General features: G+C 71.7%; 10 protein-coding genes. 2 read left to right on the forward strand and 8 right to left on the reverse strand.

Annotated elements, in window-relative coordinates; all coding sequences use genetic code 11:
- Positions 1-6: 6 nt before the first annotated feature.
- Both GVL03_RS11360 and GVL03_RS11365 read right to left on the reverse strand, forming a co-directional pair.
- On the reverse strand, positions 7-1,509 hold the full coding sequence (locus tag GVL03_RS11360; RefSeq protein WP_159501111.1) for an MDR family MFS transporter: 1,503 nt from the start codon (positions 1,507-1,509) through the stop codon (positions 7-9).
- Between the two features lie 185 nt (positions 1,510-1,694).
- Positions 1,695-4,172: an AAA family ATPase gene (locus GVL03_RS11365; RefSeq protein ID WP_159501112.1), complete on the reverse strand. Its 2,478-nt coding sequence runs from the start codon at positions 4,170-4,172 to the stop codon at positions 1,695-1,697.
- Positions 4,173-4,469: 297 nt separating this feature from the next.
- Here GVL03_RS11365 and GVL03_RS11370 point away from each other — a divergent pair, with 297 nt between their 5' ends.
- Positions 4,470-6,470 (forward strand): S16 family serine protease, encoded by a 2,001-nt coding sequence (locus GVL03_RS11370; RefSeq protein ID WP_159501113.1) that lies wholly within the window; start codon positions 4,470-4,472, stop codon positions 6,468-6,470.
- Positions 6,471-6,527: 57 nt separating this feature from the next.
- The gene (locus GVL03_RS11375) at positions 6,528-8,420 is read left to right on the forward strand and encodes an ABC transporter ATP-binding protein (protein WP_235038130.1); all 1,893 of its coding nucleotides are present in this window, start codon (positions 6,528-6,530) and stop codon (positions 8,418-8,420) included.
- Positions 8,421-8,460: 40 nt separating this feature from the next.
- Here GVL03_RS11375 and GVL03_RS11380 read toward each other — a convergent pair whose 3' ends face one another.
- The 6 genes from GVL03_RS11380 to GVL03_RS11405 are packed head-to-tail and all read right to left on the reverse strand — an operon-like array spanning position 8,461 to position 15,156.
- Positions 8,461-9,441, reverse strand: coding sequence for a glycosyltransferase family 2 protein (locus tag GVL03_RS11380; protein WP_159501114.1), 981 nt, complete (start codon positions 9,439-9,441; stop codon positions 8,461-8,463).
- Entirely contained in the window at positions 9,438-10,577 is a 1,140-nt protein-coding gene (locus GVL03_RS11385) for a cysteine desulfurase family protein (protein ID WP_159501115.1), read from the reverse strand. Before GVL03_RS11385 ends, GVL03_RS11380 begins: the two co-directional genes overlap by 4 nt.
- 16 nt (positions 10,578-10,593) lie before the next feature.
- Positions 10,594-11,460: a carboxylating nicotinate-nucleotide diphosphorylase gene (nadC, locus tag GVL03_RS11390; protein WP_159501116.1), complete on the reverse strand. Its 867-nt coding sequence runs from the start codon at positions 11,458-11,460 to the stop codon at positions 10,594-10,596.
- Entirely contained in the window at positions 11,454-13,079 is a 1,626-nt protein-coding gene (gene nadB, locus GVL03_RS11395; RefSeq protein ID WP_159501117.1) for an L-aspartate oxidase, read from the reverse strand. Before nadB ends, nadC begins: the two co-directional genes overlap by 7 nt.
- Positions 13,076-14,404 (reverse strand): quinolinate synthase NadA, encoded by a 1,329-nt coding sequence (nadA, locus tag GVL03_RS11400; protein ID WP_159501118.1) that lies wholly within the window; start codon positions 14,402-14,404, stop codon positions 13,076-13,078. Before nadA ends, nadB begins: the two co-directional genes overlap by 4 nt.
- A complete protein-coding gene (locus GVL03_RS11405) occupies positions 14,401-15,156 on the reverse strand; it encodes an NUDIX domain-containing protein (RefSeq protein WP_159501119.1) in 756 nt (251 codons plus the stop codon). Before GVL03_RS11405 ends, nadA begins: the two co-directional genes overlap by 4 nt.
- Positions 15,157-15,231 lie beyond the last annotated feature (75 nt).

The following is a 15,231-nucleotide window of genomic DNA, read 5'->3' on the forward strand; positions in this document are numbered from 1 at the left end:
GCGGGGTCAGTGGGCCATCGGCACGCCGACGCTGTCGGCGGGCTTGCGGATGAAGAACGCCGTCACGATCGTGGGGATGGCGACGATCGCCGCGAACAGGAACGCTCCGCGCGCGCCGGCCGCCCATGCCGCCCCCTCGGTGGCCGCGCCGGCGACGTAGCCGGCGTTCATGATCGTGATCATCACGGCGATCCCGGCTGCGCCCGCCACCTGCTGCACGGTGCTCACGATGGCGCTGCCGTGCGAGTAGAACCGGGGCTCCAGCGAGCCGAGCGAGGCGGTGAACAGCGGGGTGAACGACATGGCCAGCCCGATGGACAGCAGCGTCTGCGTGATCAGGAGCTCCCAGACCGGGGTGCTCTCGCTCAGGGTCGTGAACAGCCACAGCAGCGCGACGACCAGGATCGAGCCGGGAACCAGCAGCACCCGCGGGCCCCAGCGGTCGTAGATGCGGCCGATAAGCGGGCCGGCGAGACCCATCGCGAGCGAGCCGGGCAGCACGATCAGGCCGGTCTCGAGGGGGCTCAGGGCCATCGCGTTCTGCGCGAAGAGCGGCAGCACGGTGATCGTGCCGAAGAACGCGAGCGAGATGACCGCGAAGTGCGCGACCGAGATCGTGAAGTTCACCGATCGGAAGACGCGGAGGTCGAGGAGGGCATCGTCGCGCCGCTGCAGCAGCAGCTGGCGCCATACGAAGAGGGCGAGCGACACGACGCCGACGGACAGCGAGATCCACAGCGTCAGCGACGAGACGGCGGAGGCCTCCGCCGCCGCCTCCGTGCTCCCTCCGTGCGCGGACCCGCCGCCGATCTGGCTGAGACCGTAGACGAGGCCGCCGAAGCCGAACGCCGACAGGATGATCGACGCGACGTCTACCCGCGCGTGGCTGCGCTCGCCGATGTTGTGGATCCAGCGGGCGCCCACCGCGAGGGCGATGATCGAGATCGGCAGCACGACGCCGAAGATCCAGCGCCAGCTGAACGTGTCGAGGATGAAGCCGGACAGCGTCGGGCCGATTGCCGGGGCGAGGGCCATGACGATGCTGATGCGACCCATCATCCGGCCGCGGGCGTGAGCGGGGACGATCGTCATCACGGTCGTCATGAGCAAGGGCATCATGATCGCGGTGCCCGACGCCTGCACGACACGCGCCACCAGCAGCACCTCGAACCCGGGGGCGAGGAACGCGATGAGCGTGCCGGCGCTGAACAGCGACATGGCCGTGATGAAGACGGTGCGCGTGCCCAGCCGCTGCAGCAGGAAACCCGTGATCGGGATCACGACGGCCATCGTGAGCATGAAGGCGGTGGTGAGCCACTGGGCGAGCACGGCGTCGATGCCGAGATCGGTGATCAGATGCGGGATCGCGACGCCCATCGTCGTCTCGTTGAGGATGGCGACGAACGCGGCGGCGAGCAGCAGCCAGATGACGCGGTTGTCGTTGCGCGGAACCGGGTTGCCGGCGGTGCTCACAGGAAGGGATCCGGTGTGGGCGGCGTCGACGTGCATCGTCGTCTCCTTCGAGAGGCGGGGATGGTGGGGATGGCTGCCGGAACCGGCCGATGTCCACCCTAACCGCCTTATCCGACACGGCATTCCCGATCCGCCGGCCGACTCGTGCACGTCGCCGGTCGCTCGGGGCGCGCCGGTGGTCGTCGTCGATGTCGGCGCGGTGATCTCGAAGCAGCCCGGCGTCAGCCGTCCAGCTTGCGGGCGAGGCCGGCGCGTGAGCGCAGGCCTCGCTTGCGCAGGATCCGGGCGACGTGGTCCTCGACCGTCCGGGGGCTCAGATACAGGCGCTCCGCGATCTCCCGGTTGGTCAAGCCGTTCGCCACCAGATCTGCGACCTCGCGCTCGCGCGATGTGAGGTGCGCTTGGGCGGGCGGATCCGCCGCTTCGACGAACTTCCTGAGCCATGCGCGCGCGTTCCTGACATACAGTGGCGCACCAGCGTCCGTGAAATGTGCGACGGCCGCGAGGGCCGCGGCCTCTGCGTCGGCCGTTCGGCCCGTCGCGCGCAGGACCTCGGCTCGGAAAAGTGCGCCCTGTCCGGTGAGGTAGGGGACGCCGAACCGCTCGCCGAGCGCGATGGCGTGATCCGAGTGACGTTGCGCGGCGGCGATGTCGCCGTGGCGCAGGGCGAGCTCGCCCAGGCCGATGTGATTCTGGATGACGAACACATCGCCGTCCTCTGCGACCAGGACGGATCTGTCGATCGGGATGCCGAAGCGGATCTCGACCCGGGCGCGGAACAGCTCCACCACGCGTCGCCACCACCACGTCGTGGGGGGTCTGAGGGCTGCGAGACGGCGGTACCACTTCTCGGTGGCCTCGCGATCGGGCGCGGCGACGAGAGCGGCGGTGGTTGCGAGCGGGACGACCTCGGGCCAGTCGTATCGCTCGGCTGCGTCGATCGCCTGCTCCGCGAGCTCCTCCGCCTCTGCGCCGCGATCGAGCGGGATGTAGAGGAACGCCAGGATGCAGTAGAGGTGGGGAAGCGCGTGAAAGCGGCCGTTGCGCTCCGCGAGACGGATCGCCCGCTCGACGAACGTGACGCCTCCCCTGAAGTCGCCGACCATGTGCGCGCTCCATCCGGCCGCGGTGACCGCCTCGATGACGGGGAGCATGTCGGAAGCTGCGAGCGAGAGGAAGCCGTCACGAGCGGTCTCGTACGGCTCGCGCGCACGGACGACGTCGCCATGCCGCAGATGCGCCAGCGCCGTGAGCGCCGAGAGCGCGGCGGCGACGCCGGGCGGGGCGGGGACTCCCGCGGCTCTGACGATGAGGGAGGGGTCCTGCGCCCCTTCGTGCATCACCATCAGGGTTGCGGCCTCGACGGCGATCTCCGGGTGTCCCTCCCCGTCGGTGACCTCGCGGACGAGCTCGACGGCCTCATCGGGCCGGCCCTGGATCCGCAGCGACTGGATGAGCAGCGCCGATGCCTCCTTCGACACGTCGCCGTCGGCGAGGAGCGTGCGGAGCAGTTCCTCGCCCTGGCCCGGCCGCCCGTCGATCAGCAGTGCGCGCGCGAGGAGCAGATCCCGGTCTCGGTGCGGGATGCGGCGGGTCCTCTCGAGCAGCTTGAGTGCGCTGTGGGGGGCCGTTGGCATGACCGTCGATGCAGCATGCATCAGAGCGTCGAGCTCCGCTTCGGTGAGATACGCACCGAGGTGGCGCAGATGAACGGCGCCGTCGAGTGACCCGCTCATCTGCGCGGCGGCGGCGCGGTGCATCCGCCGCCGTGTGGCGGCGTCCATGTCGCGATACGCCGCGGCGCGGATCAGGGGATGAAGGATCTCGAGCTGCCGGGGATCGGTGAGACCTCGTGCCGCGAGCTCATCGGACGCCTCGAGCAGCGACGCGTCGGCCATCCCCGTGAGCGCGGCGAGGGCCGAGGGCGGCGGCGCAGGTGCGAGGGACAGCGCGTGCAGGAGCGTCCGCGCACCGACGGGGAGGAGGGCTATCTCGGTCCTCAGGGTGTCGTCGATGCTGCTGGGGCCGAGATCGGCGAGTGCCTCGTCGTCTGCGGTGCTCCAGTCCGGTGAGGTCCCGCGACCCTCGGCGAGAAGCCGGAGGAACAGCGGGTTCCCCCCGGCCAGGCGCAGGATCTCGGGATCGCTCGAGCCGTACTGCGCCAGCAGCCGACGCGACGCATCCTCGTCCAGAGGAGCGAGCGTGAGGCGGGAGACGCGGAGACCTCCGCGCGTCGCCGCGTACGGAAGGAGTTTCGGCGCGAGCGAGGACCTGTGGGCGAAGACGAACGAGGTTCCCCCGGGAAGCGGATCGGACAGGAGCGCCGCGAGCATGTCGAGGGAGTCCTGGTCCAACCAATGCGCATCGTCGATCACGAGAAGGGCGGGCGCCTCGCCGAGCGCATGCCGGATGCGCTGCCGGAGCGTGCGCATCGAGGCGCCTTCCGCGAGCAGGAGCGGCAGGTCGGCGTCGAGCAGCGTCTCCACGATGCCGCGGATGCCGTCGAGGGGGATGTGCGCGAGTCTTTCGCCGCCGCGTGCGAAGAGGACGCGCGGCAGGTCGTGCGAGGCGAGCAGCTCCGCGAGCAGCGCGGTCTTGCCCACCCCGATGGCACCGTCCAGGAAGACCACGGCCGCGCCGCCCCGATCGGTGGCGATCGCGGCTCGCAGACGAGTCAGATCCTCCTGCCTGCCGATCACCCTTTCCGACCGCCCTCTCGTTCCGGGCTCTCGAGGGGGGCTCGTCGGGTGCGGGAGAACGAGGGGTGCGCCCAGCACATTGCACTGACGCTCGAACGCTCTCCGATCATTCTCGACTCCCTGTGATGCATGAGTACTCAGCACACTAGCGTTCGGGTCGCCCTTCGCCCGGCGTCGACGGAGGACCTGGCGGCTCCGGGACGCACCCGACGATTCCCGTAGTTCTACGGATATATCGGCGAGGTCGTGGGGTCATAAGGTGGGGCCCGACCGCTCCGACACTCGACAGGATCCCGCATGATCACCAAGCAACGACGCTTGTCGCGCGTGTTCGCGATCATCACCTCCGCCGCCCCGGTCGTCGACTCGAGCCAGGACACGACGAGCAGGATCCGGCACGCGCGGGTGCGGCGACCGGTCGCCGCGATGCTCGCCGCCGCGGTGGTCGCGACAGCAGGAGGGTGCGCGGCCGACGGGCCCGAGACCGACGAGATCACGATCACCTGGCTGGCGTTCACCGCCGCCGGCGAGGGGACGACGGGTGAGACGGTCATCAGCCGGAGGGCTCCGGAGGAGGCCGGCGACTTCCGTGTCGAGTTCTCCGCGAACGAGGTCGGCGGCATCGGGACCCAGTCCCAGGCAGGCGCGTGGAACGCCGCGATCGTCTCGACGATCCTGACGAGCGCGCCGCTCGAGGGAGAGTTCCGGTTCGAGACGAGCGGATGGATCGACGGTCCGAGCGCGGGCGCTCTCACGACCGCCGGGCTCATCGCGCTGGATCGCGGCGACGAGTTCCTGGAGAACGTCACGATGACGGGCACGATCAACGCCACCGGCACGGTCGGACCGGTGGGGGGCATCCCGGAGAAGATCGCCGGAGCCGCCGATGCCGGCTTCGAGAAGATCCTCATTCCTCTCGGGCAGCGGAACTCCGCGGACGCCGACGGCGCGACCGTGGACGTCGTGAGAGAGGGGGAGCGCCTCGGCGTCGAGGTGGTCGAGGTGGGCGACATCTACGAGGCCTACACCCATCTGACCGGCGAGAGCATCGATTTCGAGTCCGGTGCGCGCGACCCGAGGCTCGACAATCGCTCGTACGACAAGCTCAAGCCACAGGTCGACATCACCTTCAACCGCTACGACGACGCCGAGGCGAGGTTGCAGCGGCTGCCCGCCGAGGTGCAGGCGGTGTTCGTGCAGTCGGGCGTCCTCGACCTCATCCGGGGATATCACGAGGAAGCAGTCGGTCTGCAGCAGCAGGGCCTTCAAGCCGGTGCGTACAACCTCGTCAACCAGGCCGCGGCCGCGCTCGAGGGGATCGTCGCGACGGGCGAGCTCCTGCAGCCCATCTTCTCCCAGGGCGTCGGGGGTATCCCGGTCTTCTTCGAACAGGCGCTGGACATCTCGTCCGCGGAGCGCACCTTCTTCGCGTTCCTGGACCAGATGTCCACCTTCGAGCCGCACACGATCTCCGACGCAGAGGGGCTGGTGCGCGCCTACGCGAACGTTTTCGACGCCTATGCGCTTCTCGTCTTCGCCAGTCAAGACCTCCAGAGCCTCAGCGTTGACTGGGCGAACGGAACGATCGGGTCCGCGGACGAGCTGTTCGCGCGCCTGGTGACGCCCGTCTACTGGGCGGAGCTGGCCGAGGCGCAGATCGCGGCGGCCGGTGTCACGCTCGAGGTCGGACGGGACAACCCCGGCGCGGAGCTGTCGGAGGACGTCGACCTCGCCCAGGTCGGCAGCTTCTTCCGCCGTGGCGCGGAGGCGAACTTCGCCACGTTCGAGGAGGTCGTCGTGGCAGATCTCGCCGACGCCCGCGGGTTCAGCCGGGAGGCCGCCCTGAACCTGCTGGCGTCCGTGGACTCGAGCGTCGCCGCAGCCTTGGTCGAGGCGAACGTGCAGGCCGCGATCTCGGACTACATCGGGTCGGACAAGGCCAACGCGCAGTATGCGACTCTGGGCTACGGTCTCAGCAACTATGTCCGCAACCAGATGCTCGTCGACAAGTACTACAACAACGCCGAACTCGACAACCTGCTGAACATCACCGGTGTGCGCTTCGACGCCGTCCTGGGGCGCGCGCTGGATCTCGGACGCGACCAGCTCGGCGCCGAGATCGAGTTGCTGCGTGCGGCGGAGACGGAGCCGGTCCTGGGGGTGGCGAGCTATGAGACCGCCGCGATCCTTCGCCGCGGGGACGTGAACGAGCAGTTCTCGGCGATCGGCGTGTACAACCAGGCGTTCCTCACCGCGAGAGTGCTGCGGTACCTCGGTGGCCTGATCGAGGCCGACTGATCGGGAACCCGTTCACTCGCCGGAACCGACGTCGGAACGGGCTCCTAAGCTGATGCGATGAGCATGTCGGCGGGCCCCCACCGTCCGCCCTCCTTCCGAGGGACGGATGCATCCGCCCAGCGCGCCGAGAACGCGCAGGCTCCGCACATCGACCACCTCGGGCGGCGCGTGGCGGCGCTGTTCCGCCCCTACCGCACGCGGCTGATCCTCACCGCAGCGCTCGTCGTCGTGGGCGCCGCGGTCGCGGTGATCCCCCCGCTTCTCGTGCAGCACGTCTTCGACGACGCGCTGTTCCCGACGCGCGGCGGCCCCGTCGACGTGCCGCTGCTCGTGCGGCTCGTCAGCGTCATGGTGGCGCTCTTCTTCCTGTCGGCAGCTCTCCAGGTCATGCAGACCTGGCTCACCTCGACGGTCGGCAACAGCGTCACGGGGGATCTGCGGGTGCGGCTGTTCGAGCATCTGCAGGCGATGGAGCTCGGGTTCTTCACCCGTACCAAGACGGGCGTGATCCAGTCCCGTCTGCAGAACGACGTGGGCGCGGTGTCGGACGTGCTCACGAACACCATGACCAGCATCCTCGGCAACACCGTGACCGTCGCCGCGTCGCTGGTCGCGATGATCCTCATCGACTGGCGGCTCACCCTCATCGCGGTGTTCATGATGCCGGCACTCGCGCTCGTGCAGCGCCGGGTCGGCCAGGTGCGCGCGCGGATCGCGGGCCAGACGCAGGAGTCGCTGTCGGAGCTGTCGGCGATCACGCAGGAGAGCCTGAGCGTCTCCGGCATCCTGCTCTCGAAGTCGTTCAACCGGCAGGGCGACGAGTCGCTGCGCTACCGCGGCGAGAACCGCACGCAGGTGCGGCTGCAGGTGCGGCAGGCGATGAGCGGGCAGCGGTTCTTCGCGCTCGTCGGCGTCATCGTCGCGAGTGTGCCGGCGGTCATCTACCTGGTGGCGGGGCTCTTCCTCTCCGGCGGCGTCGAGCAGATCACGGCAGGCACGATCGTCGCGTTCACGACGGTGCAGGCGCGGTTGCTGCAACCGCTCATGGGGCTCATGCGGGTGGCGCTGGACCTCCAGACCTCGTCGGCGGTGTTCGCGCGCATCTTCGAGTACCTCGATCTCGAGCCCGCGATCCGCGACCGCGCGGACGCCATCGATGTGGCGGACGCACCGGGTCCCGTCGGCCGGGTGGAGCTGCGCGGCGTCTCGTTCCGCTATCCGGGCGCGGCGCCCGACGCCCGCCCGACGCTGGACTCCGTGTCGTTCCGCGTCGAGCCCGGGCAGCACGTGGCACTGGTGGGTCCGAGCGGCGCGGGGAAGACGAGCGTGCTGTACCTCGTGCCGCGGATGTACGAGGCCGATGCGGGACAGGTGTTGTTCGCGGGCACCGACGTGCGCGGGCTCACCGTGGCGTCGATCGTCGACCGGATCGGGATCGTGTCGCAGGAGACCTACCTCTTCCACGCCACGGTGCGCGAGAACCTGCGGTATGCGAAACCCGACGCGAGCGACGCGGAGGTGATCGCGGCCTGCCGGGCGGCCGACATCCACCACGTGATCGAGGGGTTCGAGCACGGGTACGACACGATCGTGGGGGAGCGCGGCTACCGCCTCTCGGGCGGCGAGAAGCAGCGGATCGCGATCGCGCGGGTACTGCTCAAGGATCCGCCGGTGCTGCTGCTGGACGAGGCGACCTCGGCGCTCGACACGGTGTCCGAACGCGTGGTGCAGGCGGCGCTCGACGCCGCGGCGCGCGGACGGACGACGATCACGGTAGCGCACCGGCTGTCGACGGTGATCGGGGCGGACGCCATCCATGTGCTCGATGCCGGGCGGATCGTCGAGTCCGGCACGCACCAGCAGCTGATCGCCGCCGGTGGTCTGTACGCCGATCTCGCCGCCGAGCAGCTCGCGTCGGCGCGGGTCGCGGCAGACGAGACGCCCCTCTGACCCCGGGTACCAGAGCTGACCGGCTGCCAGATCCGACCGGCTACCAGAGGCGGGCGGCGGCCAGGAGCGGGAGAGCGTCGGCGGGGAGGGCGTCCGCGCTGAGCGGGAGACGGGCGACGTCCGCGCGGTCCCAGAGGTCGCGGGCGAAGGCGCCGACTGCGCGCCGGTAGGCGTCCTCGGGGTGTGACGCGGCGATCCGCGCGAGTCGGGGCACGTCCATGCGCAGCAGCTGGCCGACCCGCGCCCGCGCGGCGAGCGGGTGGTCGGTGCCCTCGAGCACGCGCAGGCCCTCCGCCATCGCATCGAGGCAGTCGCGGAGCACGTCGAGGCGTTCCTCGTGCTGGGTGATCGACGAGCCGTCGGAGCGCTCGCGCCAGTGCGCGACGACATCCGGCACGACATCGAACCGCCGGGCCCGCGCGAACATCAGCTGCGCGACCACCTGGTCCTCGTAGAGCCTGCCCTCCGGGAAGCGCAGTCCGGAGTGCTCCCAGAACGCGGTGCGGCTGACCTTCGACCAGGCCACGATGTTCGCCGCCGCCTCCGGGTGCTCCTCGATCGTGACGCCGCGGCGCTCCGGGGAGGTGGCCGCCGCCACCCACGGCTGCACGGCGCCGGGCGCGTATCCGCCCGCGCCGTCGGGACGCAGCCGCACGTACGCTCCCGCGACGAAGTCGCTGCCGGTCTCGTCGAGCACGCCGACCATGCGGGCGAGGGCGCCGGGCTGCAGCACGTCGTCGGCGTCGAGGAACGCGACGAATGGCGTCTCGACGGTCGCCAGCGCCGCGTTGCGGGCCGCTCCCAGCCCGCCCCGGCGCGCGTGGCGCAGCACGCGGAAGCGGTCGTCGTCCGCGGCGGCCGCCTCGAACAGGGCGCCGGTCCCGTCGGCCGACGCGTCGTCGACGAGGACGGCCGTCCACTCGGCGAGCGTCTGCCGGCGAAGCGAGGCGAGGGCGTCGCCCGCCCACGGGGCGACGTCGAAACCCGGCACGATGACCGTGACGAGGGCGCGGCTGCTCACGGGCCCGATTGTACGGCGGCGACGGATGCGGCGACCGCCGCGGCCACGTCGTCGAGCGGTGCGGCCAGGTCGTGCGGGAAGGTGAAGCGCACCGAGGTCTGCGCGACGGCGGGGTCGATGCCCATCGCGATCAGCACATGCGAGGGCTCGTCGCTCCCGGCGGCGCACGCCGAGCCGCTCGACGAGACGACTCCGCGGCGCTCGAGCCCGAGGAGCACCGCCTCGCCGCTCGTGCCCGCGAACGTGAAGCTCGCCGTTCCGGGGAGGCGTTCGCGGGGGTGACCGGTCAGGCGCGCGGTCGGGACGTGCGCGAGGACGTGCGCGACGAACGCGTCGCGGAGCGCCTCCACCCGTGCCGACGACTCGGCGCGCTCCGCCTCGGCGAGCTCGAGCGCCGTCGCGAGACCGACGGCGCCGGCGACGTTCTCGGTGCCGCTGCGGCGCCCGCGCTCCTGCCCGCCGCCGTGCAGCAGCGGCTCGAGCGGGATGCGGCCGCGCACCGCCGCCGCCCCCGTGCCCTTCGGGGCGCCGAGCTTGTGGCCGGCGATCGTGATCGCATCGACGCCGAGCCCCGACAGCGGCAGCCAGCCGGCCGCCTGCACGGCGTCCAGGTGCACCGGGATGCGGCGGGCGCGCGCGGCCGCGGCGATCGCGGCGACGTCCTGCACGGTGCCGACCTCGTTGTTGGCGTAGCCGACGCTGACGAGCGCGGTGTCGTCGCGGAGCGCGGCGGCCACCGCATCCGGATCCACGCGGGCGTCGCCGTCGACCGGCACGAGGGTCGAGGAGAAGCCGTGCACGCGTTCGAGCGCCGTGACGGACTCGAGGATCGACTCGTGCTCGATGGGCGTCGTCACGACGTGCCCCGCGCCGCGGCCGAGACGGGCGGCGACGGCGATGCCCTTGACTGCGAGGTTGTTGCCCTCGGTGCCGCCCGAGGTGAAGATCACGTCTCCCGCACGCATGCCGAGCACCGCGGCGATCCGGGCACGGGCGTCCGCCAGCGCGCGGGCCGCCTGCTCGCCGACCTCGTGATGGCTCGAGGGGTTGCCGAACGCGTGCGTCCAGAAAGGGAGCATCGCCTCGAGCACCTCGGGTCGCACCGCCGTGGTGGCGGCGTTGTCGAAGTAGCGCATTGCCCCTCAGGCCTGGTCAGATCGCGTCCGGAAGCCCGACGTGCACGTCGAGCCCCAGGTCGAGTCCGCGCGCGGCGTGGGTCAGGGCGCCGACCGAGATGACGTCGACGCCCGTCTCGGCGATGGCGCGCACGGTCTCGAGGCTCACTCCGCCCGACGCGTCGATGACCGCGCGACCGGCGACCTGCTCGATCCCGCGACGGAGGTCCTCGAGGGAGAAGTTGTCGAGCATGATGGTGTCGACGCCGGCGGCGAGCACCGCCTCGATCTGGTCGAGGCGGTCCACCTCGACCTCGACGTGCGTCGTGTGCGGCAGTCGCGCGATGGCGCTCTCCAGCGCCTGCGTCACCGACACCCCCGACGCGGTCAGCACCGCGAGGTGGTTGTCCTTGGCCATGACCGCGTCCGACAGCGAGAAGCGGTGGTTGTGGCCGCCGCCGGAGACCACCGCGTGGCGTTCGAAGGCGCGCAGGCCCGGTGTCGTCTTGCGGGTGTCCGCGATGCGGGCGCCGGTGTGGGCGACCTCGGCGACGTACGCGGCGGTGAGCGTCGCGATCCCCGACATCCGCTGCACGAAGTTCAGCCCCACCCGCTCGGCCGTGAGCACCGAGCGCGCGGGGCCCCGGACCGTCGCGAGCACGGCCCCCGCCGCGAAGCGGTCGCCGTCGGCGGCCCGCAGCTCGACGCGGACTCCCGGGTCGGTCAGCCGGAATGCGGCGGCGAACACCTCGCCGCCGGAGAAGATCCCCGGCTCGCGGGCGACGAGCTCGGCGGTCGCGACGGCCTCGGCGGGGATGAGCGAGGCGCTCGTCAGGTCGCCCCAGGGGGCGTCCTCCTCGAGGGCGGCCGAGACGACGCGGTCGCAGGTGGCGCGTGTCAGCATGCGGTGGCGTCCTCGAGATCGGGGAGGGGAAGGGATGCCGGCGCGACATCCGGCGACCCGGTCGCGGATGGGGTGTCGTCGCGCCGGAAGTGCGCTCCGACGGATGCGGTGCGCACCCGTGCCGCGGCGACGAGCGTGGTCGCGACGAGCAGGAGGTTCGCGTCCTCGAGCGCCTGGACGGCGTCGCCGGGCAGGGCTTCCGAACCCGCGCCGGCGGGCAGGGTCTCGATCGCCCAGCCGGCGAGGACCGATGCGGCGTGCGCCAGGCCGTCCGCGTCCCGCACGAGTCCCGCATGCTCCCACATGAGCCGCTGGAGTGCCGCCCGGGAGAACGGGACGCCGCGCCCGCCCGCTCGGGATCCGCGCGGCACGTCGTCCGCCGCGTCGATCCAGGACGGAGGGACCGGGCTCGGCGCGGCGGCGGCGTGCGGGCCGGGCCAGCCGGATGCCTTGGCGTCAGGGCCGATCGCGTCGGCCACGCGTGCGCCGAACACGGCGCCCTCCAGCAGCGAGTTGGACGCGAGCCGGTTGGCGCCGTGCGCGCCGGTGCGGGCCGTCTCGCCGACGGCGTAGAGACCCGGGAGCGTCGTGCGGCCGGCGACGTCGGTCGCGATGCCGCCCATCACGTAGTGCGCGGCCGGGGTCACCGGGATCGGTTCGCGCGCCCAGTCGAGACCGCGCGCGCGGACTGCCGCGTCGATCGTCGGGAAGCGCTCAGCGAGGAACTCCGCCGTGCGCGGACCGCCGAGTCGGGTCGCATCGAGGAACACGGGCCCGGGCTGCCGGGCGATCGCCCGCGCGACGACGTCGCGGGGGGCGAGCTCGCCATCCGGATGCGCGTCGAAGGCGAACCGGCGTCCGGAGGCGTCGACGAGCACGGCTCCCTCGCCGCGGACCGCCTCGGAGACGAGGAAGGGCGCGCCCGTGGCCAGCACGGTCGGGTGGAACTGGACGAACTCGAGATCGCCGACCTCGGCGCCGGCGCGGAGGGCCGCCGCGATGCCGTCGCCGGTGGCCACCGCGGGGTTGGTCGTGTGCGCGTACAGCCGGCCGGCGCCCCCGGTCGCGAGCACGACGGCGTCGGCGGTCACGGTGTGGCGGGTCCCGTCGAGGAGCAGGTCGACGCCGGTGACGCGGCCGCCGCGCACGACGAGGTCGACGAGGAAGGCGTGCTCGAGCACGGTGACCTCGCTCGCGGCGAGCCGGTCGAGCAGAGTGCGCTCGATCGCGGCCCCCGTGGCGTCTCCGCCCGCGTGCAGCACGCGGGCGTGCGAGTGCGCGCCCTCGAGGCCGACGCGGAGCGCGCCGGCGTCGTCGCGGTCGAAGGGCACGCCCGCGTCGATCAGATCGCGGATGCGGGCGGGCCCCTCCTCCACCAGGATGCGCACCGCGCGCGGGTCGGACAGTCCGGCACCCGCGGTCAGGGTGTCGCGGAGGTGCTCCTCGGTCGTGTCGTCGGTGGTCATGACCCCGGCGATGCCGCCCTGGGCGAACCGGGTCGCGGCGTGGTCGAGCGCGTCCTTCGTGACGAGGGTGACCGCGATGCCGCCCGCGGCCGCGCGCAGCGCCGCAGTGAGACCCGCGATGCCGCTGCCCGCCACGACCGCGTGTGCGCTCATGCCGGGGAGCCCACGGGCTTGGCGGCCAGCATCCGCTCGAGGGCGAGGCGGGCGGGATCGGCGACGGAGGCGGGCACCGTGATGCGGTTGAGCACCTCGCCGGCGACGAGCGCCTCGAGCACCCAGGCGAGGTAGCCGGGGTGGATGCGGTACATCGTCGAGCAGGGGCACACCACCGGGTCGAGGCAGAAGATCTCGTGCTGCGGGTATTCCGCGGCCAAGCGCTGCACGAGGTTGATCTCGGTGCCGATCGCGAAGGTGGTCGGCTCGGTCGCCGCGGCGATGGCCTTGCGGATGAAGTCCGTCGACCCCGCCTCGTCGGCGGCGTCGACGACCGGCATGGGGCACTCCGGGTGCACGATGACCCGGACGCCCGGGTGCTCGACGCGCGCCTTCTCGATCTGGTCGACCGTGAACCGTCGATGCACGGAGCAGAAGCCGTGCCAGAGGATCACCCGGGAGTCCTGGAGCGTGGCCTCGTCCGAGCCGCCGTACGGCTTCGTGGGGTTCCACATCGGCATCTGCTCGAGCGGCACGCCCATCGCCTTCGCGGTGTTGCGGCCGAGGTGCTGATCGGGGAAGAACAGCACGCGCCGACCACGCGCGAACGCCCACTCGAGCACCGTGCGGGCGTTCGACGAGGTGCACACGATGCCGCCGTGCCGACCGACGAACCCCTTGATGTCGGCGGAGGAGTTCATGTAGGTCACCGGCACGACCGGCAGGAGGCCGTCCGCGTCCGGGGTGTCCATGTCGCCGAACACGTCTTCGAGCTGCTCCCAGCACTCCTCCACCTGGTCGATGTTCGCCATGTCGGCCATCGAGCAGCCGGCGGCGAGGTTCGGCAGGACGACCGCCTGCTCGGGGCCGGAGAGGAGATCGGCGGTCTCGGCCATGAAGTGCACGCCGCAGAAGATCATCGCCTCGGCCTCGGGGCGGGCCTTCGCGGCGTTCGCGAGCTGGAACGAGTCGCCCACGTAGTCGGCGTGGCGCACGACCTCCTCGCGCTGGTAGAAGTGCCCGAGCACGACGACGCGGTCGCCGAGCGTCGCCTTCGCGGCACGGATGCGGCGATCGAGGTCCTCGTCGGATGCGTCCCGGTAGGCCTGGGGGAGCTGTCCCTGACGGGGCGAGCCGGTCGGGATCACGTCGCCCATCGATGCGCCCGGGCCGTAGCCGGGACGCACGTCGAAGTCCCACGGCCCCGCGGCGAGGTCGGTGTTGCAGGTGAAGCCGCTCGCGGCCCCGGCGACGATCGCCTGGATCTCGTGGTCGACCGACGGGTCGAGGGGGCGGGGCTGGATGCTCAGCGTGGCCTGGCTCATATCGTGCTCGATTCGTGCGCGGCGGGAGCGAGCGGGCCGCGATCGGCCAGCTCGACGTCGTGGTGGGGGCGATACAGCCGCGCCGGGCGGTGGCTGCCCGTGCGGAAGGACTCGGTGCGGACGAGGGTGCCGGAGTTCTCCACCTGGCGGCGGAAGTTCGCCGGGTCGAGCCGCTTGCCGAGAATGGCCTCGTACACCTCGCGGAGGTCGGCGAGCGTGAAGGCGTCCGCCATCAGGCCGTGCGCGATGCGGCTGTAGCCGACCTTGTTGCGCAGGCGCCAGAGGGCGTAGTCGACGATGTGGTTGTGGTCGAAGGCGAGGGTCGGCAGATCGGCGGCGGGGAACCACACGACGTTCTCCGGGGCGTCGCCGGATGCCGCGTGGGCGGCGACCTGCGCATCGACCTCGTCAGCGCGCAGCAGGGCCCAGTAGACGATCGACACCACGCGGGTGGTCGACCGGCCGACGTCGCCGAAGGCGTAGAGCTGCTCGAGGTAGCTGGGGGTGAGGCCGGTCGTCTCGGCGAGGGTGCGGGATGCCGCGTCCTCGAGGTTCTCGACGATGTCGAGCCAGCCGCCGGGCAGCGCCCAGAGACCCGCGTGCGGGTCGCGGGTGCGCCGGACGAGGGGGAGCACCAGCTGCGGGCAGTCGCCCTCGTCGCGACGCATGGTGAAGATGACGGTGGACACCGCGACCCGCGTGGCGTCGAGCGCATCGGCGTCGCGGGGCGAGGGTGCGGTGGCGGGTGTCATGGCCGTTCGTGTCGTCCGTCGGGTGGCATCGTAGTTCGTGTCACTGTGACTTTAACTTCGGCTCGATCATAGTGT

It is taken from the genome of Microbacterium sp. 18062, assembly GCF_902706225.1.
GTDB lineage: Bacteria > Actinomycetota > Actinomycetes > Actinomycetales > Microbacteriaceae > Microbacterium.

Excerpts from the sequence above, each read along its gene's own strand:
- GVL03_RS11360 (WP_159501111.1), bottom strand. The coding sequence starts at position 1,509 with ATGCACGTCGACGCCGCCCACACCGGATCCCTTCCTGTGAGCACCGCC.
- GVL03_RS11370 (WP_159501113.1), top strand. The coding sequence starts at position 4,470 with ATGATCACCAAGCAACGACGCTTGTCGCGCGTGTTCGCGATCATCACC.
- GVL03_RS11375 (WP_235038130.1), top strand. The coding sequence starts at position 6,528 with ATGAGCATGTCGGCGGGCCCCCACCGTCCGCCCTCCTTCCGAGGGACG.
- GVL03_RS11385 (WP_159501115.1), bottom strand. The coding sequence starts at position 10,577 with ATGCGCTACTTCGACAACGCCGCCACCACGGCGGTGCGACCCGAGGTG.
- nadC (WP_159501116.1), bottom strand. The coding sequence starts at position 11,460 with ATGCTGACACGCGCCACCTGCGACCGCGTCGTCTCGGCCGCCCTCGAG.
- nadB (WP_159501117.1), bottom strand. The coding sequence starts at position 13,079 with ATGAGCGCACACGCGGTCGTGGCGGGCAGCGGCATCGCGGGTCTCACT.
- nadA (WP_159501118.1), bottom strand. The coding sequence starts at position 14,404 with ATGAGCCAGGCCACGCTGAGCATCCAGCCCCGCCCCCTCGACCCGTCG.
- GVL03_RS11405 (WP_159501119.1), bottom strand. The coding sequence starts at position 15,156 with ATGACACCCGCCACCGCACCCTCGCCCCGCGACGCCGATGCGCTCGAC.